This window comes from Proteus sp. TSJ240517 (assembly GCF_047921575.1).
GTDB lineage: Bacteria > Pseudomonadota > Gammaproteobacteria > Enterobacterales > Enterobacteriaceae > Proteus.
In genome coordinates, this window is the sequence record NZ_JBLRMH010000014.1 from 1 (window position 1) to 25,131 (window position 25,131).

The following is a 25,131-nucleotide window of genomic DNA, read 5'->3' on the forward strand; positions in this document are numbered from 1 at the left end:
TTCTCTTTTTGAACTTTACGTCTATTTTTGATACGGAAAACATCTTTTGTGTGTAAAAAATATACGCTTTATCTTGTTATTGTCTATTCGGTATATTCTATCAATCACACTCTATTGCTCTACTTTCTCTTTTATTATCGTTTTTTATAGTCATGCATCATAAAAATCATTGCTCTCGCCAGCCCACCCCATCCACTGCTATGCTTTTCTTATTATAAAGTGAAACCAAGTACGAGGGTAAATTATGGGGAAATCAACAATCAGGAATTACTTACACCTTTCACCTTCTATTGATAAAGATGTTTTTATTGATGAAACAGCAACTGTGATTGGAGATGTACGTATTAGTGAAGATGTCAGTATTTGGCCTATGGTTGTTATTCGTGGTGATGTGAATTACGTGAGTATTGGGAAAAGATCAAATATTCAAGATGGTTCGGTTCTTCATGTCACTCATATCTCATCCAATGATCCTGAAGGTTTTCCTCTTATTATTGGTGATAACGTTACTGTTGGGCACAAAGCAATGCTACACGGGTGCACAATCGGAGATCGTGTTTTAGTAGGAATGGGTTCTATTTTACTTGATGGTGCAATTATTGAAGACGATGTAATGATTGGTGCGGGTAGTTTAGTTCCGCCAGGAAAACGGCTTGAAAGCGGTTTTCTTTACTTAGGAAGTCCGGTGAAAAAGGTTCGCCCACTTTCATCAGCAGAAATAGAGCACTTTATCTATTCTGCTAATAATTATGTCGGGTGGAAAAATAACTATTTAGCCACTCATCAATCTACCATTGATAAAGAATAGATAGGATGGAGAGTTGATAACTCATACTCTGTTACCAACTCTTCAAATTCTTCTTCAATATCCCAACGATTTTGTTTAAATAATAAAATTCCCTCACCAACACCAAAACGCTCAATAAGCTCTTGTTCTGTAATTTGACAATCAAAAAGCATTCCATTGATCATTATAGGAAAAAGAACACTCCTATTTTCAGTTAGCCATATTTCACGATCTGGAAATTGAATGGATTGGTTCATTTATTCAATCTTTCTCTTAATACATTAAGGACGGGATTAATATCCGGTACAAGTTCATACCACAATTCAAATGCATAAGCCGCTTGTCCTACTAACATACCTAATCCATCTGATAAACGCGTACTTCCATGTTTTAATGCGTTATATAGAAATGAAGTCATTCCAGTTTGATAATAAAGGTCATAGCACGCTGTTTCAAAACCATAAACATCATTAGGAATCGGTGGTAAATCATTAGTCATACTAGATGCAGATGCATTTATAATTAAATCGTAATGTCTATCAGCAACATCTTCAGCAGCTATTGCTCTGATTGTTCCAAATTGACTAAACTCTTTTACTAATTGCTCGGCTTTAGTAAATGTGCGATTGGTTAAAGTAATATCACAATCGTAATCAAGTAATGGAAGTAATATTCCTCTTGTTGCGCCACCAGCGCCAATAACTAAGACGGATTTAACCTTATTAGGCACGATAAAATCGAGCCTTGCTAAGTCCAGAATAAGTCCTTGTCCATCAGTGTTATCACCAAGAAGTGATCCATCTTCTAATTTAACAATAGAGTTAACTGCACCACATGCTTTTGCTCTATCTGTTAATTTATCCACAAAGCGGAATGCATCTTCTTTGAAAGGAACAGTAACATTAGCACCTCGTCCCCCATTAGAAAAAAAATGTGAGGCAGTTTTATCAAATTCACCTAAAGGAACAAGTAAGCGTCCATAGCCATACTCTATTCCTGTTTGTTTTGAGAAAAATTGGTGAATGAAAGGAGACTGACTATGCTCGATAGGGTTTCCCATCACTAAATATTTTTCCATCACAATCACCCTTGTCGGTACAATTCACCTGTTAAGGCATCTCGGATTTCAGAAGGATTCTGTCTACCTCCAACATTCCCTTCAACGATAGGAATTGTATCCTCAAATTGTTTTCTTACTTCTTCAACTGTACGACATGGTGGCAATCCACTTAAGTTAGCACTCGTTGAAACTAAAGGTTTTCCATAAGCTAAGCATAACTCTTTAACAACTGAGTGGTCTGTTACTCTCACGGCTAAAGAAGCAAATTTTCCAGTTAACCACTTTGGCGTCGTTGATTTAGCAGGAATAACCCATGTAATTGGTCCTGGCCAAGATGCAAACATTCTGTCTCGTTGAGTTTGTGTTAATGCACTATCATCAATATAAGGTTTCAATTGCTCATAATTATCAGCAATTAAAATTAGCCCTTTTTCAATTGAACGTTGTTTTAACATTAATAGTGCCATAACAGCATGCTCGCTATCAGGATCACAACCTACCCCAAATACAGCTTCTGTTGGATATGCGATAACTTTATTATTTTTTAATGCTTCTATAATAGTATTGCTTACAGGTGATGCTTCGTTATTCATGTTCTTCTCTTTTTGTTTGTTGCTTTCCACATAATTTGCTGGCGCACACCAATCTTACTCCTTGAGAAGACCTTTTTTCCATCAATAATGGATAGTGGCAATATTCGCATTCACCATTAACAGGTTTGTTATTTAATACAAATTGGCATTCTGGATATTGGTTACAAGCATAAAATGTCTTACCAAACCTAGACTTACGTTGTAATAGCTTTCCTTTTTCACATTGAGGGCAAGGTATAACAGTTTCATCAGGTTTATCAATTTGCTCTATATGTTCACACTCAGGATAATTGCTACAACCAATAAACATCCCAAATTTACCCTGACGTAAAACTAAATCAGCACCACAGCACTTACAAGGTTGTCCTTCTAGGACTTTGATAATTTGCCCATCACCTTGTGGTTTCAGTGTTTTAATATAGTGGCAATCAGGATAAGCAGAGCATCCTAAAAAAGGGCCATGTCCTCCATTTTTCATCACTAATGTGCTACCACATTCAGGGCATTTTCCCTGTTCAGGTTGCTGTGTAAACGGCATATTCTTTGCCATTGTTTTACCTCATTACACTTATTCCAATCGAGTATAGCCACCAGCCACAATAGCGATTTTTTCAATAAGCTCAAGTTCTAATAAAAGAGGAGCTAATTCAGAAGTTGATAATCCACTATCCTGAGCAATGATATCAATAGGTACTATTTTATTAAAAAGTAGAAAAGGCAATATCACATCCATTGCGTGTTGTTGTTCTGGTGTAAGTTGCTCTGTTTTATCCTCTCGTTTTTCATTATTGATAAATGTCGTATATTCATCTGTTATAATTTTTTGTTGATACTCATTATCACAAGTAAGCCACTGCAAAGAGCTATTTAAATATTCCAGAATATCTTCAGGTGAAGATGCTAAATTTGCACCTTGCTTAATAAGCTGGTGATTACCTTCAAAATGAGCATCTCCTAATAATCCAGGTAACACAAACAATTCTTTACCTTGTTGCAAAGCATAATTTGCTGTTATTAAAGAACCGCTTTTAATTCCTGCTTCGACAATAAGCAGTGCAGCACTTAGCCCACTAATAATCCGGTTACGTTGAGGAAAATGGCGCGCTAAAGGTGGTGTCATAGGTAAATGTTCAGAAATAATAAGACCAGACTCTTTTATTTGTGTTGCAAGAGTGCGATGAAATGACGGATAAATCTGCTCTAAGCCACTTCCTAGTACAGCAATAGTAATACCATTATTCTTTAATGCACTTCGATGCCCTATACCATCGATACCTTGAGCTAACCCACTTGTAATAGTGAGTTCTTTCTTTACTAATTCCTGTGCAAAATAAGTTGCCCATTTGGAACCATAGGGTGTAGCAACTCGGCTACCAATTAATGCAATTTGTGTGCTTTTTAAATGCTGCCTATTTCCTGCAACAAAAAGCAAAAGTGGCGGTGATGAAATTTGCTTTAATAAAGATGGGTAATCTGAATCTATAATCGTTAATAATGATGATTCGTTTTTATCTAACCACTTTAATGTATCGTTGACAGTATTTGCATGAAGTCTTAAGAATTGATGACTTTGCTGTTCTGACAGACCACAACCTATTAATAGTCTTTGATTTAACTGAGTCAAAGATTGTAGATACTTTGCAATTTGAATCGCTTTATTAATAGGTAGTCTTGAAACAGCATTAAGTCTTATCCATATTTCTCTAGCATCCATGCATTATCCTAATATTGTTTTTAGCAAACAGGGTGAGCGCTAAACACACCAAATACTGTCAATCTAGACAATAAATGTCTAGAATAGACGTTAAATCCTATTCACATTTTAGAAACAGTCCGAATAAATTATGGCAGTGTTACACGTATTACATTATCCAGACGAGCGCCTTCGCACGATTGCAAAGCCAGTCGAAAAAGTTGATGCCGAAATTCAAAAAATTGTCGATGATATGTTTGAAACGATGTATTTGGAAGAAGGTATCGGTTTAGCCGCGACACAGGTGAATATTCACCAGCGCATTATCGTCATTGATGTCTCTGAAACAAGAGATCAAAGACTGGTATTAATAAATCCAGAACTTCTTGATGCCGACGGTGATACAGGCATAGAAGAAGGCTGTTTATCTATCCCAGAACAGCGTGCTTTTATTCCTCGTGCAGAGCACGTAAAAGTGAAAGCCCTTGATTACAATGGTCAACCTTTTGAGTTAGAAGCTGATGATTTATTAGCTATCTGCATTCAACATGAAATGGATCATTTAGTTGGCAAGCTATTTGTAGATTATTTATCTCCATTAAAACGCCAACGCATCCGCCAAAAAGTTGAAAAACTCGATAAGCTAGATAAAAAAAGAGCTAAAACAGGACAGTAACAGTTAAATTGAAACAGGAAGAAAACGTGTCTGATTCATTACGTATTATTTTTGCGGGAACACCCGATTTTGCGGCTCGGCATTTAGCTGCATTGTTATCAACTCAACATCGTGTGGTGGGAGTCCTTACTCCTCCAGATAAACCCGCAGGAAGAGGTAAGAAACTGACTATTAGCCCTGTTAAGGAACTGGCATTAACTCATGATATTCCTGTTTATCAACCAGCCTCTTTAAAACCAGAAGAGAACCATGAGTGGATAGCAGCACAACGAGCAGATATTATGATTGTTGTTGCTTATGGCATGATTTTACCTAAAGCCGTTCTTGAAATACCGCGTTTAGGTTGCCTTAATGTGCATGGTTCTCTCCTTCCTAAATGGCGTGGTGCTGCACCAATTCAACGCTCTTTGTGGGCGGGAGATAAAGAAACAGGCGTCACAATTATGCAAATGGATGTTGGTTTAGATACAGGCGATATGCTGTATAAAGCATCATGTCCAATTACAAATGAAGATACCAGCGCATCACTTTATGAAAAACTTGCAGAACTTGGACCTAAGGCTCTAACAACTACGTTAGATCTCATTACCTCAGGTAAAATAAAAGCTGAGAAACAAGACGACAATTTAGCAAATTACGCACAAAAATTATCTAAAGAAGAAGCAAAGATTGATTGGTCATTATCAGCAGAACAGATTGAACGTTGCATTAGAGCATTCAATCCATGGCCAATGAGCTTTTTCATGTTAGACGAGCAACCTGTAAAAGTATGGAAAGCACAAGCTATAGCGGATAATACAGATAAACCTGCAGGAACCTTATTAAAAGCAGATAAAACGGGTATTTATATTGCGACAGGTAACGGCATTCTAAATATCACTGAATTACAACCATCGGGTAAGAAACCTATGGCTTCTGCTGATTTCTTAAACTCCAAGCGAGATTGGTTCACTCCTGGAAAAATCATTCAATAATAATTCTAAGCCCTGATATCTAACATTATTATCAGGGTTTTCCTTTTTTCACGCCAATGTAATACATCTCTGGCGCTCAATATTAAACGTTAACTCATTATGAAAACGTCATACAACTTACGTAGCATTGCAGCAAAAGCAATCAATCAAGTATTAGATCAAGGCTTGTCTCTAAGCACTGTCATACCAGAACTTCAGAAAAATATTTCAGACAAAGATAAAGCCTTATTGCAAGAAATCTGCTTTGGCGTATTACGCACATTGCCACAATTAGAATGGATTATTCAGCAACTCATGGATAAACCATTAAAAGGCAAACAGCGTATTTTACACTACCTCATTATGGTTGGTTTATATCAGCTGCTTTATACACGCATTCCTGCTCACGCGGCTCTAGCAGAGACGGTAAATGGTGCTGTTACACTAAAAAAACCACAGCTAAAAGGATTGATTAACGGTGTGTTACGTCAGTTTCAACGCCAACAAGATATCCTGAACGAACGTTTTCAAAATAGCGAAAATCGTTTTCTCCATCCATCATGGCTACTTACTCGTATTAAACAGGCTTACCCTGAGCAGTGGATGAGTATTGTTGAAGGCAATAACCAGAAGCCACCAATGTGGTTACGTGTAAATCAACGCCATCATTCTCGAGAAGAATATTTAACATTACTTGGAAATGAAGAAATTCCCGCTATTGCTGATGATAGCCACCCTTTCGCGATCCGTTTAGAGAATCCATGCAACGTGAATCTTCTCCCAGGATTTGCTGATGGTTGGGTAACAGTTCAAGATCGTTCAGCTCAACGTTGTGCTGAATTATTAGCACCAGAAAATAAAGAGCAGATCCTTGATTTATGTGCAGCACCTGGTGGTAAAACAACACATATTTTAGAAATAGCTCCGCAGGCTCACGTATTAGCTATCGACATAGATGAGCAACGTTTAAAACGTGTACAAGAGAACCTTACGCGTTTAAAACTTAATGCAGTCGTCAAAAGTGGTGATGGTCGTTATCCTGAACAATGGTGTTCAGGCATGCAGTTTGACCGAGTTCTTCTTGATGCACCATGCTCAGCAACTGGTGTTATCCGTCGTCACCCAGATATAAAATGGCTTCGTCGTAATGACGATATTGAGCAATTGGCTCAAATTCAAAAAGAGATCCTTCATGCTATTTGGCCATACCTAAAATCTGGTGGCACGTTGGTATATGCAACCTGCTCTATTTTACCTGAAGAAAATAAACAACAAGTTGAAGCATTTTTAGCATCAACGAAAGATGCACAATGCGATTATCAACACCAATGCTTACCAGAAGCAGAAGGTGGCGATGGTTTCTTTTATGCATTGATCAAGAAAATATGATCTTGTGATAAAAGATGATATCAGATCTAAAAAACGCTACTATTTCAACGCAAGATCATCCAGATCTTGCGTTTCTTTTCTATTTGTTAATCGAATACTCTGAGAAATTACGATGAAAATTATTATCTTAGGCGCTGGTCAAGTAGGTGGTACTCTCGCTGAAAATCTTGTCGGGGAGAATAATGATATTACTGTCGTTGACACTAATGCAGATCGCTTACGCCAACTTCAAGATAAATTCGATTTACGAGTAGTCAATGGACATGGATCTCACCCAAGGATCTTAAGAGAAGCTGGTGCTGAAGATGCAGATATGCTGGTTGCCGTCACCAACTCTGACGAAACCAATATGATAGCGTGCCAAGTTGCTTACACTCTGTTCAATACACCTAATAAAGTTGCTCGGATACGTGCCTCTGAATTTGTTCGTGAAGCAGATAAACTCTTTCTCCCAGAAGCTATTCCCATTGATTATTTAATCTCACCAGAGCATTTGGTTATCGATTATATTTATAAATTGATCCAATACCCAGGTGCCTTACAAGTTGTTAATTTTGCCGATGGTCAAGTCAGTATTGTTGCGGTAAAAGCGTATTACGGTGGTTCTCTCGTTGGGAATGCGTTATCAACATTACGTGATCATATGCCACATATCGATACACGAGTTGCTGCAATTTTTCGTCAAGACAGACCTATAAGACCTCAAGGCTCTACAATTATTGAAGCTGGAGATGAAGTTTTCTTTGTCGTCGCATCTCAGCATATTCGTGCAGTAATGAGCGAGTTACAACGATTAGAAAAACCTTATAAACGCATTATGATTGTTGGTGGTGGTAATGTCGGTGCCGGTTTAGCTGCTAGATTAGAAAAAGATTATAGCGTCAAACTTATTGAACATAATCAGCAACGTGCCACAGAACTGGCTGAATTACTCCATGACACCATCGTTTTTTATGGTGATGCATCAGATCAAGAACTTCTTGCTGAAGAACATATTGAACAAATTGATGTATTTATCGCACTGACTAACGATGATGAAGCCAATATTATGTCAGCGATGCTGGCAAAAAGAATGGGTGCTAAAAAAGCAATGGTACTTATTCAGCGTAGCGCTTATGTTGATTTAGTCCAAGGTGGGGTTATTGATATTGCAATATCACCACAACAAGCAACTATTTCTGCACTTTTAGGCCATGTTCGTAAAGCTGATATTGTTAGCGTTTCATCATTACGGCGAGGTGTTGCAGAGGCAATTGAAGCCGTTGCACATGGTGATGAAAATACATCAAAAGTTGTTGGCCGCCGTATACAAGATATAAAGCTACCACCAGGAACCATCATTGGTGCAATTGTTAGAGAGCAAGATGTTATTATTGCAAACGCAAGTCACTCCATAGAACAGGGTGATCATGTGATTATGTTTATCACTGATAAAAAATATGTTCCTGAAGTTGAAAAACTTTTCCAGCCAAGTCCATTTTTCTTATAAAGATTATGTAGAAATAAGAATAATAGTGATTGTTACTTATAATGGTCTATTATTATCATGTTAGATACTATATTTTTACATAATAAATCTATATTGAAATAAATAAGGGGTGGTTATGTCTTTTTTCAAAGAGTTCCGTGAATTTGCCATGAAAGGCAACGTTGTTGATATGGCAGTCGGTGTCATCATCGGTGCAGCTTTCGGTAAGATTGTTTCATCTCTAGTTGCTGATATTATCATGCCACCATTAGGATTATTAATTGGCGGTATTGATTTTAAACAATTTAGCCTTGTATTAAGAGATGCAACTGGAGATGTGCCTGCTGTTGTCCTAAATTATGGTATGTTCATTCAAACTGTTTTTGACTTTGCCATCGTTGCATTTGCTATATTCTGCGCAATCAAATTAATCAATAAGACACGTCGTCAAGCAGAAGAAGCACCTAAAGCACCACCGGCTCCTTCCGCAGAAGAAACTCTATTAACAGAAATTCGTGATTTATTAAAAAATCAGCAAAAATAAAAACTAAAAGGCCAGTGATAACAATTGAAAAAATCTTTTGTTATCACTGGCCTCCCAGTTACCCTTCTTGTCATGTTTTGCTTTTCTCATATAACTTCCTTTTCCTTTCTTATTCTTTTCCACGCGTTGTCTAAATAATGGATCATGAACAAGTGCTGCTAAAGCATTATCTTTAATAGCCCCTTTCTGGTGCTGATATTTGCTAGACATAAAAACCTCTTAAATTGTTAAAGAACATAAAACGTAATACGGTACAGATATTATTGCTTTGTGGCGCCAGATTCAAGTATTTCAAGAATAGAACAATAAGTACTTTCATGAGCACTACCACAACATGCATTACTTAACATCTTCAATGAATCTCGCATTCTTTCCATTTCTTTCAAGCGAATTTCAACTTCAGCAAGCCTTGCATCAACAATATGCTTTGATTCAACACAAGTGTGATGAGCAGGATCAACGCGAATAGAAAGTAGCTCTGTAATCGCGTCTAATGTAAAACCCAACTCTTTTGCATAACGAATAAAACGCAAACGTTGGAGATCTTGCTCTGTATATAGGCGATAGCCACCTTCTGTTCGCCTGTCATGATCCATCAATCCTTGTTTTTCATAAAAACGGATTGTATCTGTTGTCACATTCGCTAATTTTGCAACCTGCCCAATACGATACATGGATCATTCCCTCACTCTAAATGATGAATAAGCATAGCAAATAATCAAAATAATAGAATTGAAATATAGTGCGAAGCTTATCTTACCAAAATAGCAGTATGCTGAAATCACAAAAAATAAATATGATGCAACACAAAAGTAAGTAAAAAAGCATGGAATAACAAATAGAAAGGTTGGAGTATGGCTTGATAAGTTATTTTTATAAAACTAGTTTCAGTAGCTATCATTTTCAATAGATATAAAAAAACCGGATTAAAAATCCGGTCTTTTTATTCGCTTCACTAAATAATAATTAAATTATTCAGCTGCTGCTTCTGTTTCAGAATCAGCACGGTCAACAAGCTCAATGTAAGCCATTGGAGCGTTGTCACCAGCACGGAAGCCACACTTCAGAATACGAGTGTAACCACCTGCACGGCTCGCAAAACGCGGACCTAATACTGTAAACAGTTTTGCCACGACTTCGTTATCACGAGTACGGGCGAATGCCAGACGACGATTAGCTACGCTGTCGGTCTTGGCAAGAGTAATCAGCGGCTCAACGACGCGACGCAGTTCTTTCGCTTTAGGCAAAGTTGTCTTGATTATCTCATGACGAACTAAAGAACCTGCCATGTTACGAAACATAGCCTGACGATGGCTGCTGTTGCGGTTCAATTGACGACCACTCTTACGATGGCGCATGACCTTATCCTTCTCAGTAAAACCTTAACCTGTGATCTTATTCATCAGCGATACTTGCAGGTGGCCAATTCTCAAGGCGCATACCCAGAGATAGACCACGCGACGCCAGTACGTCTTTAATCTCAGTAAGAGATTTCTTACCAAGGTTAGGCGTCTTAAGTAATTCAACTTCAGTACGCTGTACCAGATCACCGATGTAGTGGATTGCTTCTGCCTTCAGACAGTTAGCAGAGCGGACAGTCAATTCAAGATCGTCTACTGGGCGCAGTAAGATAGGATCGAATTCTGGCTTCTCTTCTTTAACTTCTGGTTGACGAACATCACGTAAGTCAACAAAAGCTTCAAGCTGTTCAGCCAGGATAGTCGCTGCACGGCGAATCGATTCTTCTGGATCGATAGTACCGTTAGTTTCCATCTCGATAACCAGCTTATCCAAGTCGGTACGCTGTTCAACACGAGCTGCTTCCACATTATAAGCAATACGCTCAACTGGGCTATAGCACGCGTCTACTAAAAGGCGACCGATAGGGCGCTCATCTTCTTCCGAATGAATTCGGGCAGAAGCCGGCACATAACCACGACCACGCTGAACTTTGATACGCATATTAATAGATGCGTTTTCGTCTGTAAGGTGGCAGATAACGTGCTGCGGCTTGACGATTTCGACATCACCGTCATGGATGATATCGGCTGCAATAACAGGGCCAATGCCAGATTTGCTCAAAGTAAGAATAACTTCATCTTTACCATGAACTTTTACCGCCAACCCTTTAAGGTTGAGCAGTATTTCTAGGATATCTTCCTGAACACCTTCTTTGGTGCTGTACTCATGCAGTACACCATCAATCTCAACCTCTGTTACCGCACAACCCGGCATAGACGAAAGCAGAATACGGCGCAGTGCGTTACCAAGAGTATGGCCGAAGCCTCGCTCTAATGGTTCAAGGGTCACCTTGGCGTGCGTCGAACTGACTTGCTCGATATCAACCAGGCGCGGTTTTAGAAACTCTGTCACAGAACCCTGCATTGTGTCCTCTCTTTGGTGCTAAGCCTTACTTGGAGTAAAGCTCGACGATCAGGTGCTCGTTAATGTCAGCAGACAAGTCAGTACGTTCAGGAATACGTTTGAACACACCTTCCATCTTAGCAGCATCAACTTCCAGCCATGTTGGCTTTTCACGCTGTTCAGCCAGCTCTAAAGCAGCCTTGATACGAGACTGTTTTTTCGATTTTTCACGAACGCTGACTACGTCATTCGGGGAAACCTGATAAGAAGCAATGTTAACCACGCGACCATTTACCATGATTGCTTTATGGCTAACCATCTGACGTGCTTCTGCGCGAGTTGCGCCAAAGCCCATACGATAAACAACGTTATCCAGACGACCTTCCAGCAAAGTCAGCAGGTTTTCACCTGTGTTGCCTTTCAGACGAGTTGCTTCTTTGTAGTAGTTACGGAATTGACGTTCTAGAACACCGTAAATACGACGTACTTTTTGTTTTTCACGTAACTGAACACCGTAATCAGAAAGACGCGGTTTACGTGCGCCGTGCTGACCTGGTGCTTGTTCCAGTTTACACTTGGTGTCAATCGCCCGAACGCCAGATTTTAGAAATAAATCTGTACCTTCACGGCGGCTCAGCTTGAGCTTAGGACCCAAATATCTTGCCATTTTCTTTCTCCAACTTTCCTAAAAACGAAAACGTTATTAAACGCGACGTTTTTTCGGTGGACGACAACCGTTATGAGGAATCGGAGTCACATCAGTAATATTAGTGATGCGGAAACCAGCCGCGTTTAATGCACGGATAGTTGACTCACGACCAGGACCAGGTCCTTTAACCATAACTTCCAAGTTCTTAATTCCGTACTCTTTAACAGCTTCAGCGCAACGTTCTGCTGCAACCTGAGCCGCGAACGGAGTAGATTTACGAGAACCACGGAAACCGGAACCACCGGCAGTAGCCCAACCCAATGCGTTACCTTGACGATCGGTAATAGTAACGATTGTGTTGTTGAAAGAAGCATGGATATGAGCCACACCGTCAGAGACTTGTTTTCTTACACGCTTACGTGCACGAATAGGTGCTTTTGCCATTGTTCAAATACCCCGATTATTTCTTGATCGGCTTACGCGGACCCTTACGGGTACGTGCGTTAGTCTTAGTACGCTGACCGCGAACTGGTAGACCACGACGATGACGTAAACCACGGTAAGTACCAAGATCCATCAGACGTTTGATGCTCAGGGTAACTTCACGACGCAGATCACCTTCTACAACGTATTTGGCAACTTCGTCACGCAGCTTGTCGATTTGCTCTTCAGACAGCTCACTGATCTTAACATTTTCAGCAATACCAGCAGCTACACAGATAGCCTGTGAGCGGGTCTTACCGATACCGTAAATCGAAGTTAATGCGATTACAGTATGTTTATGATCAGGAATGTTAATGCCTGCTATACGGGCCACTATGCACTCCTAAATTAGCAGTTATACAGTACCATTCTGAAAAGCCCGTTTTCAGGATACTCAAACAATACTGTATATATTATAAAAGATTGGGCTGGCTAATTTAGCCAGCTCAACCGAACTTTGCAAGAAAAAAATGCAATAAATTAGCCTTGACGCTGTTTATGCTTAGGCTCGACGCTGCAAATTACACGCACGTGACCGTGACGTCTAACAATTTTGCAGTTACGGCACATTTTCTTGACGGAAGCACGAACTTTCATTTTTACTCTCCGTAACTTCTAAAACAAATCGCTTATCAGTAATTAACCTTTAAGATTTGCTTTTTTCAATGCAGACTCATACTGACTTGACATCAGGAGAGTTTGCACTTGAGCCATAAAATCCATGATGACCACAACCACGATTAAGAGGGAAGTACCACCAAAATAGAAAGGTACTTTCATTGCGTCACGCATGAACTCCGGGATGAGACAGATAAAGGTAATATACAAGGCACCGATTAAGGTTAAACGTGTCATTACTTTATCTATATATTTAGCCGTCTGCTCTCCCGGGCGAATTCCTGGTACAAATGCACCGGACTTCTTCAGGTTATCTGCCGTTTCTCTTGGGTTGAAAACCAACGCCGTATAGAAGAAACAGAAGAATATGATTGCAGCAGCGTATAGTAACACATAAATAGGTTGACCAGGCTGTAGATTTAAAGAAATCGTCGTCAGCCAACCCCACCCTGTACCATCGCCAAACCAAGAGGTTATTGTACCAGGAAACAGGATAATACTTGAAGCAAAAATTGCTGGTATAACACCCGCCATATTTACTTTAAGTGGTAGATGTGTACTTTGTGCCGCGTATATTCTACGCCCTTGTTGACGTTTTGCATAGTTAACAACGATACGACGTTGTCCTCTTTCTACAAAAACAACAAAGAAAGTAACTGCGAACACTAATACTGCAACCAACAATAACAGGAGGAAGTGCAGTTCGCCTTGCCGCGCCTGCTCGATGGTTTGACCAATGGCAGGCGGAAGACCTGCAACGATACCTGCAAAGATAATAATTGAGATACCGTTACCAATACCACGTTCAGTGATTTGCTCACCTAACCACATTAGGAACATTGTCCCAGTGACTAAGCTCACAACAGCCGTAATATAGAATGGTAAGCCTGGATTAATTACCAGACCTTGCATTCCTGGCATATTCGGTAAGCCTGTTGCGATACCAATTGATTGGAATATCGCCAGCACCAAAGTACCATAACGGGTATATTGGCTGATCTTACGACGACCGGCCTCCCCTTCCTTCTTAATCTCTGCTAACCGAGGGTTAACCACTGATAAGAGTTGGATAATAATCGATGCCGAAATATAAGGCATGATACCCAGCGCAAAGATAGAAGCACGGCTAAGAGCACCACCAGAGAACATGTTAAACATTTCAATGATGGTGCCTTTTTGCTGATCGAGCAATTTGGCAAGCACAGTGGCATCAATACCAGGGATAGGAATAAAAGAGCCAATCCTAAAGACAATAAGTGCACCAAGAACAAACAAAAGTCTGCGTTTTAGTTCACCAACACCACCTTTAGCACTCTGAAAATCTAAACCTGGTTGTTTAGCCATCTGTCACTTATTCCTCAATTTTACCGCCAGCTGATTCGATTGCTGCACGGGCACCTTTGGTAACACGCAGACCACGAATAGTCACTGCACGGTTAACCTCGCCAGACAGAATTAATTTTGCAAATTCAATCTGTGGGCCAACAACGTTTGCGGCTTTCAGTGCATTCAGATCGATTACATCGCCTTCAACGTAAGCTAAATCAGACAGACGGATTTCCGCAGTCACGAATGATTTACGTGAAGTAAAACCAAATTTTGGTAAACGACGATATAAAGGCATCTGGCCACCTTCAAAACCACGACGTACGCCACCGCCAGAACGAGATTTCTGACCTTTGTGACCACGGCCGCCAGTTTTACCTAAGCCAGAACCGATACCACGACCTACACGTTTAGGCGCATGCTTGGCACCTTCAGCCGGAGACAGAGTATTTAAACGCATCTCTTACTCCTCAACTTTAACCATATAGGAAACCAAGTTGATCATACCGCGAACTGCTGGTGTATCTTCGCGTTCTACAGTGTGACCGATGCGACGCAGGCCTAAACCAGTCATAGTTGCCTTATGTTTAGGCAGACGGCCGATTAAGCTGCGTGTTTGAGTAATTTTAATAGTCTTAGCCATGGTCATTACCCCAGAATTTCTTCAACGGATTTACCACGCTTAGCTGCGACCATATCTGGAGACTTCATGCTATCTAAAGCGTCCAGTGTTGCACGAACCACGTTAATCGGGTTAGTGGAACCATAGGTTTTAGCCAGTACGTTACGAACGCCAGCCACTTCTAGAACTGCACGCATTGCACCACCTGCGATGATACCGGTACCTTCATGAGCAGGCTGCATAAATACGCGTGAGCCTGTGTGAGTACCTTTAACAGGGTGGAACAGAGTACCGTTGTTTAAAGCGACGGTTTTCATATTGCGACGGGCTTTTTCCATCGCTTTCTGGATTGCTGCCGGAACTTCGCGAGCTTTGCCATATCCAAAACCAACGCGGCCATTACCATCACCAACTACTGTAAGAGCGGTGAAGCTAAAGATACGACCACCTTTAACGGTTTTAGATACGCGGTTTACCGCGATCAGCTTTTCCTGCAGTTCGCCAGCTTGTTTCTCGATGTGAGCCATCTTACACTCCTACCTTAGAACTGAAGGCCAGCTTCACGGGCAGCATCTGCCAGTGCCTGGACTCGACCATGATATTGGAAACCGGAACGGTCAAATGATACTACTTTGATACCTTTTTCCAGAGCGCGTTCAGCAACAATTTTACCAACTACTGCTGCTGCTTCTTTGTTTCCAGTGTTTTTCAGTTGCTCAATGATAGCTTTTTCTGTAGTAGAAGCGGCCACCAAAGTTTCAGAACCGTTTGGTGCAATAACCTGCGCATAAATATGGCGAGGGGTACGGTGTACCACCAGGCGAGTCGCACCCAATTCCTGGAGCTTACGGCGTGCGCGGGTCGCACGACGGATACGAGCTGCTTTCTTATCCATAGTGTTACCTTACTTCTTCTTAGCCTCTTTGATACGCACAACTTCGTCGGCGTAACGAATACCTTTACCTTTATAAGGTTCAGGGCGACGGTAAGCACGCAGTTCAGCTGCTACTTGACCAATCACTTGCTTATCCGCACCTTTCAGTACGATTTCAGTTTGTGTTGGGCATTCAGCAGTGATGCCTGCTGGCAGTTGGTGTTCCACTGGATGTGAAAAACCTACTGATAAGTTAACCGCATTGCCTTTAATAGACGCACGATAACCTACACCTACCAGTTGCAGTTTCTTAGTGAAGCCTTCGGTAACACCTACAACCATTGCATTTAACAGAGAACGAGTAGTACCCGCCTGTGCCCATGCATCAGCAAAACCATCGCGAGGTGCGAAAGTTAAGTGGTTGTCAGCATGTTGAATTTCAACTGCATTATGGATAGTACGAGTTAGCTCGCCGTTTTTACCCTTAATCGTAATTACCTGACCGTTGAGTTTAACCTCTACGCCGGCAGGAATGACGACGGGTGCTTTTGCCACACGAGACATTCTTTCCTCCCGAATTAAGCTACGTAGCAGATAATCTCGCCACCAAGACCTGCTTGGCGAGCTGCACGATCAGTCATAACACCTTTTGAGGTAGAAACAACAGCGATGCCCAGTCCTGCCATAACATTTGGCAGCTCATCTTTTCTTTTATAGATGCGCAGACTTGGACGGCTTACGCGCTGAATGCTTTCTACTACAGCCTTACCTTGGAAATATTTTAAAGTGATTTCCAGTTCTGGCTTAGTGTCGCCTTCAATTTTAAAATCTTCAATATAACCTTCTTCCTTAAGCACGTTGGCAATCGCCACTTTCAGCTTGGAGGAAGGCATTGTGACCGCAACTTTGTTCGCGGCCTGACCGTTACGGATACGGGTCAGCATATCCGCGATGGGATCTTGCATGCTCATCTGTCTTTACTCCCGTGATTCAATTATGGTAATTACCAGCTAGCCTTTCTAAGGCCCGGGATTTCACCGCGCATAGCGGCTTCACGGACTTTAATACGGCTGAGGCCAAATTTCCGCAGGAAACCGTGCGGACGTCCAGTTTGACGGCAGCGGTTACGCTGACGTGAAGGACTTGAATCACGTGGCATAGTTTGCAGTTTCAGAACAGCATTCCAACGATCTTCGTCAGACACGTTCACATCTGAAACGATAGCTTTCAGTTCTGCGCGTTTTGCGAAGAATTTCTCAGCTAAATTCGCACGTTTTACATCACGTGCTTTCATAGATTTCTTAGCCATGAATGCCCTGCCTTACTTGCGGAACGGGAAGTTAAACGCTGCTAACAGTGCGCGACCTTCATCATCTGATTTCGCAGTCGTAGTAATGGTAATATCCAAACCACGAACACGATCCACTTTATCGTAATCGATTTCAGGGAAGATGATTTGCTCACGTACGCCCATGCTGTAGTTACCACGTCCATCAAATGATTTAGCGGACAAACCACGGAAGTCACGGATACGTGGTACAGCAATAGAGATCAGGCGTTCAAAGAACTCCCACATGCGTTCGCCACGCAGGGTCACTTTACAGCCGATCGGATAGCCCTGGCGGATTTTGAAGCCTGCAACAGATTTGCGTGCTTTGGTGATCAAAGGTTTTTGACCTGAGATTGCTGCTAAATCAGCTGCTGCATTGTCCAGCAGTTTTTTATCAACAATCGCTTCACCAACACCCATATTCAGGGTGATCTTCTCGACCCGAGGGACTTGCATGACAGAATGGTAACCAAACTGAGACATCAGTTTTTGGACTACCTCGTCTTTGTAGTAATCATGCAGTTTCGCCATCGTATACTCCAAATTACTTGATAGTTTCTTTATTAGACTTGAAGAAACGAACTTTTTTGCCGTCTTCGAATCTAAAACCTACACGGTCAGCCTTGCCGGTTGCCGCATTGAAGATTGCAACGTTAGAAACTTGGATAGAAGCTTCTTTTTCAACGATGCCACCTGGTTGGTTCAGAGCCGGAACTGGCTTCTGATGTTTTTTAACCAGATTGATACCTTCAACGATAACTTTACCAGAAGAAAGAACCTGTTTTACTTTACCGCGCTTACCTTTATCTTTACCAGTCAGCACGATAACTTCGTCTTCACGACGGATTTTCGCTGCCATTGCCTGCTCCTTAGAGTACTTCAGGTGCCAGAGAGATTATTTTCATAAACTTCTCGTTACGAAGTTCACGAGTAACCGGCCCAAAAATACGCGTACCAATAACTTGCTCGCTGTTGTTGTTTAACAATACACAAGCGTTGCTATCGAAGCGAATGACAGAACCGTCAGGGCGACGAACACCCTTCTTGGTGCGCACCACTACCGCTTTCAGTACATCACCTTTCTTAACTTTACCACGTGGAATTGCTTCCTTGATGGTAATTTTGATGATGTCACCTACATCTGCGTAGCGACGGTGCGAGCCACCTAGAACCTTGATACACATTACGCGACGTGCACCGGAGTTGTCGGCCACGTTCAGCATAGTCTGTTCTTGGATCATTTTAGTGCTCCGCTAAATGTCAACTACTACTGAGCCACTTCCACATTAGAAGAGGCCGTTCAATATCCCATAATACGAGGGAGCGGCATTATAACACCACATTCTCGATATGGACAGAAAAAATAAACGGCTCGTTCAGTTTTGAGCCGTTTATTTCGTACGAAAAGGCTATTTTATTACAGAACAGCTTTTTCTACAACGCGAACTAACGCCCAAGACTTAGTCTTAGACAGTGGACGTGTTTGACGAATTTCTACTACGTCACCAATTCCACATTCGTTGTTCTCGTCATGTACATGCAGTTTGGTCGTACGACGGATAAACTTACCATATAATGGGTGTTTAACCATACGATCGATAGCAACGACAATAGATTTCTCCATTTTGTCACTAACTACACGACCTTGCAGAGTACGGATTTTATCGGTCATTACGCACCCGCCTTCTCAGTCAGTAAAGTCTTAACGCGTGCGATATTACGACGCACTTGTTTCAACAGATGAGACTGTTGTAACTGACCACTTGCTGCCTGCATGCGCAGGTTAAACTGCTCGCGCAGTAAATTCAGCAGTTCTGTGTTCAGCTCTTCAACGCTCTTTTCGCGCAGCTCTTTTGCTTTCATTACATCACCGTCTTAGTTACAAAGGTGGTTTTGATAGGCAGTTTTGCTGCCGCCAGCTTGAATGCTTCACGGGCCAGTTCTTCAGGCACACCATCCATTTCATACAGGACTTTACCTGGCTGGATTAAGGCAACCCAATACTCAACGTTACCTTTACCTTTACCCATACGGACTTCGAGCGGCTTTTCAGTGATTGGTTTGTCTGGGAACACACGGATCCAGATTTTACCCTGACGCTTAACTGCACGGGTCATTGCACGACGTGCCGCTTCGATCTGACGTGCAGTCAGACGACCACGGCCCACAGCTTTAAGACCGTAAGTCCCGAAGCTTACATCCGCACCAGCAGCTAAGCCACGGTTGCGGCCTTTGTGCACTTTACGGAATTTTGTACGCTTTGGTTGTAACATCAGCGACTCTCCTTACTTGCGGCCTTTACGCTGCTGCTTTTTAGGTTGAGCAGCCGGTTTTTCCGCCTGTTCAACTGCAGCCATACCACCCAGGATCTCACCTTTGAAGATCCATACCTTAACGCCGAGCACACCATAAGTGGTTTGTGCTTCTGAGGTATTGTAGTCGATATCTGCACGCAGAGTGTGCAGAGGTACACGACCTTCACGATACCATTCAGTACGAGCGATTTCAGCGCCGCCTAAGCGACCACTTACTTCCACTTTAATACCTTTAGCGCCTAAACGCATAGCGTTCTGTACCGCACGCTTCATAGCACGACGGAACATAACACGACGTTCCAGCTGTGAAGTGATGCTGTCAGCAACTAATTTTGCGTCCAGTTCAGGTTTACGTACTTCGGCGATATTAATTTGCGCAGGAACGCCAGCGATATCCGCTACGTTTTTGCGCAGTTTTTCAACATCTTCACCTTTTTTACCGATAACGATGCCTGGGCGAGCAGTGTGAATAGTCACACGGATGCTTTTCGCAGGACGTTCGATAACGATACGAGATACAGATGCTTTAGCCAGTTCTTTAGTTAAGTACTGACGTACTTTAAAGTCGCTGTCTAGGTTGTCAGCGAATTCATTGGTACCCGCATACCATGTGGAATTCCAAGGCTTGACAATGCCAAGGCGGATACCATTAGGATGTACTTTTTGACCCATTGCTAGTCTCCAGAGTCTCAGCGATCAGACACAACCACAGTGATGTGGCTGGTGCGCTTCAGAATACGATCTGCACGGCCTTTTGCACGAGGCATAATGCGCTTCATAGAAGGACCTTCGTCAACAAAGATCTTAGCTACTTTCAGATCATCAATGTCAGCGCCATCGTTGTGTTCTGCATTAGCAATAGCAGACTCCAGTACTTTCTTCACTAAACCAGCAGCTTTCTTGTTGGTAAAGGTTAAAATTTCCAGAGCTTGCGACACTTTCTTACCGCGAATCAGGTCAGCTACTAAGCGAACCTTCTGAGCAGAAGAACGAGCGTGGCGATGCATAGCGATAGTTTCCATCTCTTCCTCCTACCTTATTTTTTCTTAGCCTTTTTATCGGCTGCATGACCGCGATAAGTACGGGTCGGCGCGAATTCACCCAGTTTGTGACCAACCATTTCGTCGGAAACGTAAACTGGAACATGCTGACGACCATTATGGACAGCGATGGTCAAACCGATCATGTTAGGAAAGATCGTTGAACGACGGGACCAAGTCTTAACAGGCTTTTTGTCACCGCTTTCCACCGCTTTCTCTACCTTCTTCAGCAAGTGCAGGTCAATGAAAGGACCTTTCTTGAGAGAACGTGGCATGGCTTATCCTCTAATTATTTCTTAGTACGACGATGAACGATGAAATGTTCAGTGCGTTTGTTTTTACGAGTCTTCTTACCTTTGGTTTGAACGCCCCAAGGTGTTACTGGGTGTTTACCAAAGTTACGACCTTCACCACCACCATGTGGGTGATCGACTGGGTTCATCGCAGTACCGCGAACGGTAGGACGAATACCACGCCAGCGACTTGCACCAGCTTTACCCAGAACGCGTAACATGTGCTCAGAGTTGCCAACTTCACCGATAGTTGCACGGCAATCAGAAGGAACTTTACGCATTTCACCAGAACGCAGACGAATAGTGACATAAGCACCATCACGAGCAACGATCTGAACGTAAGTACCAGCTGAACGAGCTAACTGACCACCTTTACCTGGTTTCATTTCTACGTTATGAACTGTAGAACCAACCGGGATATTACGCATTGGTAAGGTGTTACCCGCTTTGATAGCAGCATCAACGCCAGACTGAACTTTATCACCCGCTTTCAGGCCTTTTGGAGCCAGAATGTAGCGACGTTCACCATCAGCATACAGCACTAAAGCGATGTTAGCTGAACGGTTTGGATCATATTCCAGACGTTCTACTGTCGCAGGGATACCATCTTTGTTGCGTTTAAAGTCAACAATACGGTAAGCCTGTTTGTGACCACCACCGATATGACGGGTAGTGATACGACCATTGTTGTTACGACCACCGGACTTGCTGTTCTTTTCCAGCAATGGCGCATAAGGTTTCCCTTTATGCAGCTCAGGGTTTACCACTTTAACTACGTGGCGACGGCCCGGAGACGTAGGTTTACATTTAACAATTGCCATTGTTCTTTACTCCTCCGACTTACTCAGCGCCGCCGACGAAGTCCAGATTCTGGCCTTCCTTCAGGGTGACGTAAGCTTTTTTCCAGTCGCTACGACGACCAATACGCTGACCGTGACGTTTCACTTTGCCTTTCATCAGCAGAGTGTTAACACTTTCAACTTCGACTTCAAACAGTTTTTGTACAGCTGCTTTAATCTCTGCTTTGGTCGCGTCTTTAGCAACTTTGAGAACGATGGTGTTTGATTTTTCCATCGCGATAGAAGCTTTTTCAGATACATGCGGCGCGCGCAGTACTTTCAGCAGACGTTCTTCACGGATCATGCCAGCATCTCCTCAACTTGCTTCACAGCGTCAGCAGTCATGACGACTTTGTCGAAGGCGATTAAGCTAACAGGGTCGATTGTTGCTGCATCACGTACGTCAACTTTATATAAGTTGCGTGCTGCTAAATACAGATTCTCATCTACATCAGCAGTGATGATCAGAACATCTTCCAGAGCCATATCTTTCAGTTTCTGCGCTAAAAGCTTAGTTTTAGGAGCTTCAACAGAGAACTTCTCTACGACGATCAGACGATCTTGACGTACCAGTTCAGACAGAATGCTCTTCAGAGCACCACGGTACATCTTTTTGTTTACTTTTTGACTGTGGTCCTGTGGTTTAGCTGCGAAGCTAACACCACCAGAGCGCCAAATTGGGCTCTTGATTGAACCTGAACGTGCACGACCTGTACCTTTCTGTCTCCAAGGCTTTTTGCCTGAACCAGAAACTTCAGCACGGGTTTTCTGAGCACGAGTACCTTGACGAGCACCAGCAGCGTATGCAACGACTACTTGATGCACAAGCGCTTCGTTAAAGTCACGCCCGAAGGTAGTTTCGGAAACAGTCAGCGCGCCTTGCGCGTCTTTCATTACCAATTCCATTCCTATCTCCTCGACGTTACGCCTTGACAGCTGGTTTAACGATCAGGTCACTGCCAGTTGCACCTGGAACAGCACCTTTGACCAGCAGCAGGTTGCGCTCAGCGTCAACACGTACTACTTCCAGGCTCTGAACGGTAACTTGTTCGTTACCCAGTTGACCTGCCATTTTCTTGCCTTTGAACACCTTACCCGGAGTCTGGTTCTGACCGATAGAACCCGGAACACGGTGAGACAAGGAGTTACCGTGGGTAGCATCTTGAGTACGGAAGTTCCAGCGCTTTACAGTACCAGCAAAACCTTTACCTTTAGATGTTCCAGTAACGTCGACTTTTTTAACGTCAGCGAAAATTTCTACGCTAATGCTTTGACCTACAGTGTATTCTTCGCCTTCATTCAGACGGAATTCACGTAGTAAGCGGCCAGCTTCAACACCAGCTTTAGCAAAATGACCTGCTTCAGGTTTCAGTACACGGTTAGCTTTTTTGCTACCAGTAGTCACCTGAACGGCACGATAACCGTCTTTCTCAAGATCTCTGATCTGAGTAACACGGTTGTTTTCAATTTCGATAACGGTTACAGGGATTGAAACGCCATCTTCAGTGAAGATACGAGTCATTCCTACTTTCTTACCGACTAAACCAATCATTGTTTCAACCTCTCAATCGCTTGATGACCTGATTAACCTAGGCTGATCTGCACGTCTACGCCGGCAGCCAGATCCAGACGCATCAGAGCATCAACGGTTTTCTCGGTTGGCTCAACGATGTCAACCAGACGTTTGTGAGTGCGAATTTCATACTGATCACGCGCATCTTTATTAACGTGCGGAGAAATCAACACTGTGAAACGCTCTTTGCGAGTCGGCAGTGGGATTGGACCACGAACTTGCGCACCAGTGCGCTTAGCAGTCTCTACGATTTCCGCAGTTGATTGATCAATCAGACGATGATCAAAAGCTTTCAGGCGGATACGGATTCTTTGGTTCTGCATGAGACCAGAGCTCCAACTATTTTTTATAAACGTAAATGATCACTACTCGTACCCATTTCGATTGATGAGAGAGTGTAATCGTTCTGCATATAACTCCCCAATTGGGAGTATTATATTAATGCAATATAAAATCTGCATTAGCTGATTAATCAGCCCCACTAAATCAGTGAGCCTGCGCATTATACTTGCCTGAGTGATGAAATCAAGCCAAGAATAAAAAATCAGCGATAAAAATTCGCTTTACCTTTTTAAAATAAAAAAAAGCAAAGGCAACCTTCATTACCTTTGCTTCAAAAAGCATTCAATAATTTATAGAAGAAAGTAAATCATTCTTTTATTGTGAGTGAGTTACTCTTCGATAATTTGGGCTTGTAAATAATTTTGAAGCCCCAAGCGTTCGATAAGTTCGAGCTGGGTTTCAAGCCAATCAATATGCCCTTCTTCATCAGTTAAGATTTCTAGCATAAGATCACGACTGACATAGTCATGAATAGAATCTGCGTAAGCAATTGCTTCACGTAGATCTTTGGCACCACCTAATTCTAATTCAAGATCAGAACGTAGCATTTCCTCAACATCTTCACCGATATTCAGTTTGCCTAAGTCTTGTAAATTTGGAATTCCTTCAAGAAACAAAATACGCTCAATATATTTATCAGCGTGTTTCATCTCATCGATGGATTCATGGTATTCCATTTCATTGAGGCGTGTGAGTCCCCAATTTTTGAACATTCGGGCATGCAGGAAATACTGATTAATTGCAACAAGTTCACCACCTAATAATTTATTAAGGTGGGCTATCATTTTTTTATCACCTTTCATTTTTATGCTCCTTTGCTTCCAGTCTTTTCAGTGTAGACCTTTTATACAAAGAGGAGAGAAAGGAAATTTAAAATTTGTTATGCAACTTCAGAAATTTGAGGGTAAAGAGCAGATTGCTCATTTTCGATCAGTTGACGAGTTTGACGCACACATTTACCACAACAACTTCCAACTGGTAAGATCTTGCGTAATTCATTAATAGTGTGAATTTGATGGTTACGGACAGTCGAGATAATTTTTTTATCACTCACACCGTGGCAAAGACATACGTACATAATAACAACCTCATTAACTTCTCACGAGCAAGATAGTAAATGATAATTATTATGATTTCAATTTCTATTTATTTAACTTAAGTATACTTACCTATATCGCAAAAGATAAAAATGATAAAGCAAGGAAAAATATTAATGCTTCATTGTAATTTAAAATAGCTAATCTTCAGATACAAAAAAAGGGCATCTAACGATGCCCTCTTCATGCATAAATCTATCAGG

Annotated in this window: 43 protein-coding genes; 6 read left to right on the forward strand and 37 right to left on the reverse strand. The window is 42.0% G+C overall.

Translation table 11 applies throughout. The features are described 5' to 3' along the window. The first annotated feature begins 244 nt into the window (after nucleotides 1-244). Nucleotides 245-808, forward strand: a complete 564-nt coding sequence (locus ACNARN_RS18065; RefSeq protein WP_196534413.1) for a gamma carbonic anhydrase family protein — start codon at nucleotides 245-247, stop codon at nucleotides 806-808. Here ACNARN_RS18065 and ACNARN_RS18070 read toward each other — a convergent pair. The 5 genes from ACNARN_RS18070 to dprA are packed head-to-tail and all read right to left on the reverse strand — an operon-like array spanning nucleotide 784 to nucleotide 4,154. After that, on the reverse strand, nucleotides 784-1,044 hold the full coding sequence (locus ACNARN_RS18070; protein WP_196534412.1) for a DUF1488 family protein: 261 nt from the start codon (nucleotides 1,042-1,044) through the stop codon (nucleotides 784-786). The genes ACNARN_RS18065 and ACNARN_RS18070 overlap by 25 nt on opposite strands. After that, nucleotides 1,041-1,865 (reverse strand): shikimate dehydrogenase, encoded by an 825-nt coding sequence (aroE, locus tag ACNARN_RS18075; protein WP_198626633.1) that lies wholly within the window; start codon nucleotides 1,863-1,865, stop codon nucleotides 1,041-1,043. Before aroE ends, ACNARN_RS18070 begins: the two co-directional genes overlap by 4 nt. Before the next feature lie 5 nt (nucleotides 1,866-1,870). After that, complete coding sequence (gene tsaC / locus ACNARN_RS18080) at nucleotides 1,871-2,440, reverse strand: L-threonylcarbamoyladenylate synthase type 1 TsaC (protein ID WP_160229882.1); 570 nt, start codon at nucleotides 2,438-2,440, stop codon at nucleotides 1,871-1,873. Beyond that, nucleotides 2,433-2,990 (reverse strand): topoisomerase DNA-binding C4 zinc finger domain-containing protein, encoded by a 558-nt coding sequence (locus ACNARN_RS18085; RefSeq protein WP_416304796.1) that lies wholly within the window; start codon nucleotides 2,988-2,990, stop codon nucleotides 2,433-2,435. The genes tsaC and ACNARN_RS18085 overlap by 8 nt, the downstream gene beginning before the upstream one ends. Before the next feature lie 18 nt (nucleotides 2,991-3,008). Further along, nucleotides 3,009-4,154: a DNA-processing protein DprA gene (gene dprA / locus ACNARN_RS18090; RefSeq protein ID WP_416304797.1), complete on the reverse strand. Its 1,146-nt coding sequence runs from the start codon at nucleotides 4,152-4,154 to the stop codon at nucleotides 3,009-3,011. Between the two features lie 130 nt (nucleotides 4,155-4,284). On the opposite strand from dprA, the gene def reads away from it, so the two are divergent. From def to mscL, 5 genes are all read left to right on the forward strand, one after another. Next, the gene (def, locus tag ACNARN_RS18095; protein ID WP_100158937.1) at nucleotides 4,285-4,809 is read left to right on the forward strand and encodes a peptide deformylase; all 525 of its coding nucleotides are present in this window, start codon (nucleotides 4,285-4,287) and stop codon (nucleotides 4,807-4,809) included. Between the two features lie 26 nt (nucleotides 4,810-4,835). Next, nucleotides 4,836-5,783: a methionyl-tRNA formyltransferase gene (fmt, locus tag ACNARN_RS18100; RefSeq protein ID WP_196534408.1), complete on the forward strand. Its 948-nt coding sequence runs from the start codon at nucleotides 4,836-4,838 to the stop codon at nucleotides 5,781-5,783. 99 nt (nucleotides 5,784-5,882) lie between these two features. After that, nucleotides 5,883-7,151 carry a 16S rRNA (cytosine(967)-C(5))-methyltransferase RsmB gene (rsmB, locus tag ACNARN_RS18105; protein ID WP_416304798.1) on the forward strand — a complete coding sequence of 423 codons (1,269 nt, stop codon included), beginning with the start codon at nucleotides 5,883-5,885 and terminating at the stop codon, nucleotides 7,149-7,151. Nucleotides 7,152-7,263: 112 nt separating this feature from the next. After that, on the forward strand, nucleotides 7,264-8,640 hold the full coding sequence (trkA, locus tag ACNARN_RS18110) for a Trk system potassium transporter TrkA (RefSeq protein WP_109396567.1): 1,377 nt from the start codon (nucleotides 7,264-7,266) through the stop codon (nucleotides 8,638-8,640). A gap of 115 nt (nucleotides 8,641-8,755) precedes the next feature. Next, complete coding sequence (gene mscL, locus ACNARN_RS18115) at nucleotides 8,756-9,163, forward strand: large-conductance mechanosensitive channel protein MscL (RefSeq protein WP_109374367.1); 408 nt, start codon at nucleotides 8,756-8,758, stop codon at nucleotides 9,161-9,163. Between the two features lie 3 nt (nucleotides 9,164-9,166). Here mscL and ACNARN_RS18120 read toward each other — a convergent pair whose 3' ends face one another. The 32 genes from ACNARN_RS18120 to bfd form a co-directional block, all read right to left on the reverse strand. Next, nucleotides 9,167-9,373 (reverse strand): alternative ribosome-rescue factor A, encoded by a 207-nt coding sequence (locus ACNARN_RS18120; protein WP_109374368.1) that lies wholly within the window; start codon nucleotides 9,371-9,373, stop codon nucleotides 9,167-9,169. 50 nt (nucleotides 9,374-9,423) lie between these two features. After that, entirely contained in the window at nucleotides 9,424-9,837 is a 414-nt protein-coding gene (gene zntR / locus ACNARN_RS18125; protein ID WP_069368787.1) for a Zn(2+)-responsive transcriptional regulator, read from the reverse strand. A gap of 297 nt (nucleotides 9,838-10,134) precedes the next feature. Beyond that, the gene (gene rplQ, locus ACNARN_RS18130; RefSeq protein WP_004246940.1) at nucleotides 10,135-10,521 is read right to left on the reverse strand and encodes a 50S ribosomal protein L17; all 387 of its coding nucleotides are present in this window, start codon (nucleotides 10,519-10,521) and stop codon (nucleotides 10,135-10,137) included. A gap of 37 nt (nucleotides 10,522-10,558) precedes the next feature. Continuing rightward, the gene (locus ACNARN_RS18135) at nucleotides 10,559-11,548 is read right to left on the reverse strand and encodes a DNA-directed RNA polymerase subunit alpha (RefSeq protein WP_006535513.1); all 990 of its coding nucleotides are present in this window, start codon (nucleotides 11,546-11,548) and stop codon (nucleotides 10,559-10,561) included. A gap of 25 nt (nucleotides 11,549-11,573) precedes the next feature. After that, on the reverse strand, nucleotides 11,574-12,194 hold the full coding sequence (gene rpsD / locus ACNARN_RS18140) for a 30S ribosomal protein S4 (protein WP_004246942.1): 621 nt from the start codon (nucleotides 12,192-12,194) through the stop codon (nucleotides 11,574-11,576). A 36-nt stretch (nucleotides 12,195-12,230) separates the two neighbouring features. Beyond that, on the reverse strand, nucleotides 12,231-12,620 hold the full coding sequence (rpsK, locus tag ACNARN_RS18145; RefSeq protein ID WP_002919257.1) for a 30S ribosomal protein S11: 390 nt from the start codon (nucleotides 12,618-12,620) through the stop codon (nucleotides 12,231-12,233). 16 nt (nucleotides 12,621-12,636) lie between these two features. Beyond that, nucleotides 12,637-12,993: a 30S ribosomal protein S13 gene (rpsM, locus tag ACNARN_RS18150; protein ID WP_036914623.1), complete on the reverse strand. Its 357-nt coding sequence runs from the start codon at nucleotides 12,991-12,993 to the stop codon at nucleotides 12,637-12,639. 146 nt (nucleotides 12,994-13,139) lie between these two features. After that, a complete protein-coding gene (rpmJ, locus tag ACNARN_RS18155) occupies nucleotides 13,140-13,256 on the reverse strand; it encodes a 50S ribosomal protein L36 (RefSeq protein WP_071788572.1) in 117 nt (38 codons plus the stop codon). 42 nt (nucleotides 13,257-13,298) lie between these two features. Then, nucleotides 13,299-14,621, reverse strand: coding sequence for a preprotein translocase subunit SecY (gene secY, locus ACNARN_RS18160; protein WP_006535510.1), 1,323 nt, complete (start codon nucleotides 14,619-14,621; stop codon nucleotides 13,299-13,301). A 7-nt stretch (nucleotides 14,622-14,628) separates the two neighbouring features. Continuing rightward, complete coding sequence (rplO, locus tag ACNARN_RS18165) at nucleotides 14,629-15,063, reverse strand: 50S ribosomal protein L15 (RefSeq protein WP_004246944.1); 435 nt, start codon at nucleotides 15,061-15,063, stop codon at nucleotides 14,629-14,631. A gap of 3 nt (nucleotides 15,064-15,066) precedes the next feature. Next, entirely contained in the window at nucleotides 15,067-15,246 is a 180-nt protein-coding gene (gene rpmD / locus ACNARN_RS18170) for a 50S ribosomal protein L30 (RefSeq protein ID WP_036914634.1), read from the reverse strand. A 5-nt stretch (nucleotides 15,247-15,251) separates the two neighbouring features. Continuing rightward, entirely contained in the window at nucleotides 15,252-15,752 is a 501-nt protein-coding gene (rpsE, locus tag ACNARN_RS18175; protein ID WP_023583472.1) for a 30S ribosomal protein S5, read from the reverse strand. A 14-nt stretch (nucleotides 15,753-15,766) separates the two neighbouring features. Beyond that, on the reverse strand, nucleotides 15,767-16,120 hold the full coding sequence (gene rplR, locus ACNARN_RS18180) for a 50S ribosomal protein L18 (protein WP_023583471.1): 354 nt from the start codon (nucleotides 16,118-16,120) through the stop codon (nucleotides 15,767-15,769). Nucleotides 16,121-16,129: 9 nt separating this feature from the next. Then, entirely contained in the window at nucleotides 16,130-16,663 is a 534-nt protein-coding gene (rplF, locus tag ACNARN_RS18185; protein ID WP_023583470.1) for a 50S ribosomal protein L6, read from the reverse strand. 14 nt (nucleotides 16,664-16,677) lie between these two features. Next, nucleotides 16,678-17,070 carry a 30S ribosomal protein S8 gene (gene rpsH, locus ACNARN_RS18190; protein ID WP_100158931.1) on the reverse strand — a complete coding sequence of 131 codons (393 nt, stop codon included), beginning with the start codon at nucleotides 17,068-17,070 and terminating at the stop codon, nucleotides 16,678-16,680. A 32-nt stretch (nucleotides 17,071-17,102) separates the two neighbouring features. Further along, the gene (rpsN, locus tag ACNARN_RS18195; RefSeq protein ID WP_006535503.1) at nucleotides 17,103-17,408 is read right to left on the reverse strand and encodes a 30S ribosomal protein S14; all 306 of its coding nucleotides are present in this window, start codon (nucleotides 17,406-17,408) and stop codon (nucleotides 17,103-17,105) included. A 12-nt stretch (nucleotides 17,409-17,420) separates the two neighbouring features. After that, the gene (gene rplE / locus ACNARN_RS18200; protein ID WP_036933223.1) at nucleotides 17,421-17,960 is read right to left on the reverse strand and encodes a 50S ribosomal protein L5; all 540 of its coding nucleotides are present in this window, start codon (nucleotides 17,958-17,960) and stop codon (nucleotides 17,421-17,423) included. A gap of 13 nt (nucleotides 17,961-17,973) precedes the next feature. Next, nucleotides 17,974-18,288: a 50S ribosomal protein L24 gene (rplX, locus tag ACNARN_RS18205; RefSeq protein ID WP_006535502.1), complete on the reverse strand. Its 315-nt coding sequence runs from the start codon at nucleotides 18,286-18,288 to the stop codon at nucleotides 17,974-17,976. Between the two features lie 10 nt (nucleotides 18,289-18,298). After that, the gene (gene rplN / locus ACNARN_RS18210) at nucleotides 18,299-18,670 is read right to left on the reverse strand and encodes a 50S ribosomal protein L14 (protein WP_004246955.1); all 372 of its coding nucleotides are present in this window, start codon (nucleotides 18,668-18,670) and stop codon (nucleotides 18,299-18,301) included. 176 nt (nucleotides 18,671-18,846) lie between these two features. Further along, nucleotides 18,847-19,101 (reverse strand): 30S ribosomal protein S17, encoded by a 255-nt coding sequence (rpsQ, locus tag ACNARN_RS18215; RefSeq protein WP_023583468.1) that lies wholly within the window; start codon nucleotides 19,099-19,101, stop codon nucleotides 18,847-18,849. Next, on the reverse strand, nucleotides 19,101-19,292 hold the full coding sequence (gene rpmC / locus ACNARN_RS18220) for a 50S ribosomal protein L29 (protein WP_004238624.1): 192 nt from the start codon (nucleotides 19,290-19,292) through the stop codon (nucleotides 19,101-19,103). Before rpmC ends, rpsQ begins: the two co-directional genes overlap by 1 nt. Then, a complete protein-coding gene (rplP, locus tag ACNARN_RS18225; protein WP_006535500.1) occupies nucleotides 19,292-19,702 on the reverse strand; it encodes a 50S ribosomal protein L16 in 411 nt (136 codons plus the stop codon). Before rplP ends, rpmC begins: the two co-directional genes overlap by 1 nt. Nucleotides 19,703-19,714: 12 nt before the next feature. Beyond that, nucleotides 19,715-20,416 carry a 30S ribosomal protein S3 gene (gene rpsC / locus ACNARN_RS18230; protein WP_023583467.1) on the reverse strand — a complete coding sequence of 234 codons (702 nt, stop codon included), beginning with the start codon at nucleotides 20,414-20,416 and terminating at the stop codon, nucleotides 19,715-19,717. Between the two features lie 17 nt (nucleotides 20,417-20,433). Then, nucleotides 20,434-20,766 carry a 50S ribosomal protein L22 gene (gene rplV, locus ACNARN_RS18235; protein WP_006535498.1) on the reverse strand — a complete coding sequence of 111 codons (333 nt, stop codon included), beginning with the start codon at nucleotides 20,764-20,766 and terminating at the stop codon, nucleotides 20,434-20,436. A gap of 14 nt (nucleotides 20,767-20,780) precedes the next feature. Further along, complete coding sequence (rpsS, locus tag ACNARN_RS18240) at nucleotides 20,781-21,059, reverse strand: 30S ribosomal protein S19 (protein ID WP_004246960.1); 279 nt, start codon at nucleotides 21,057-21,059, stop codon at nucleotides 20,781-20,783. 14 nt (nucleotides 21,060-21,073) lie between these two features. After that, nucleotides 21,074-21,898 (reverse strand): 50S ribosomal protein L2, encoded by an 825-nt coding sequence (gene rplB / locus ACNARN_RS18245; RefSeq protein WP_006535497.1) that lies wholly within the window; start codon nucleotides 21,896-21,898, stop codon nucleotides 21,074-21,076. Nucleotides 21,899-21,917: 19 nt separating this feature from the next. Then, nucleotides 21,918-22,220 (reverse strand): 50S ribosomal protein L23, encoded by a 303-nt coding sequence (gene rplW / locus ACNARN_RS18250; protein WP_004246962.1) that lies wholly within the window; start codon nucleotides 22,218-22,220, stop codon nucleotides 21,918-21,920. Continuing rightward, the gene (gene rplD, locus ACNARN_RS18255; RefSeq protein WP_023583466.1) at nucleotides 22,217-22,822 is read right to left on the reverse strand and encodes a 50S ribosomal protein L4; all 606 of its coding nucleotides are present in this window, start codon (nucleotides 22,820-22,822) and stop codon (nucleotides 22,217-22,219) included. The genes rplW and rplD overlap by 4 nt, the downstream gene beginning before the upstream one ends. 16 nt (nucleotides 22,823-22,838) lie before the next feature. Then, a complete protein-coding gene (rplC, locus tag ACNARN_RS18260; RefSeq protein ID WP_109374369.1) occupies nucleotides 22,839-23,468 on the reverse strand; it encodes a 50S ribosomal protein L3 in 630 nt (209 codons plus the stop codon). Nucleotides 23,469-23,500: 32 nt separating this feature from the next. Beyond that, on the reverse strand, nucleotides 23,501-23,812 hold the full coding sequence (rpsJ, locus tag ACNARN_RS18265; protein ID WP_001181005.1) for a 30S ribosomal protein S10: 312 nt from the start codon (nucleotides 23,810-23,812) through the stop codon (nucleotides 23,501-23,503). 348 nt (nucleotides 23,813-24,160) lie between these two features. Further along, the gene (gene bfr / locus ACNARN_RS18270; protein ID WP_109374370.1) at nucleotides 24,161-24,634 is read right to left on the reverse strand and encodes a bacterioferritin; all 474 of its coding nucleotides are present in this window, start codon (nucleotides 24,632-24,634) and stop codon (nucleotides 24,161-24,163) included. A gap of 77 nt (nucleotides 24,635-24,711) precedes the next feature. Beyond that, complete coding sequence (gene bfd / locus ACNARN_RS18275; protein WP_151436625.1) at nucleotides 24,712-24,909, reverse strand: bacterioferritin-associated ferredoxin; 198 nt, start codon at nucleotides 24,907-24,909, stop codon at nucleotides 24,712-24,714. Between the last annotated feature and the right edge of the window lie 222 nt (nucleotides 24,910-25,131).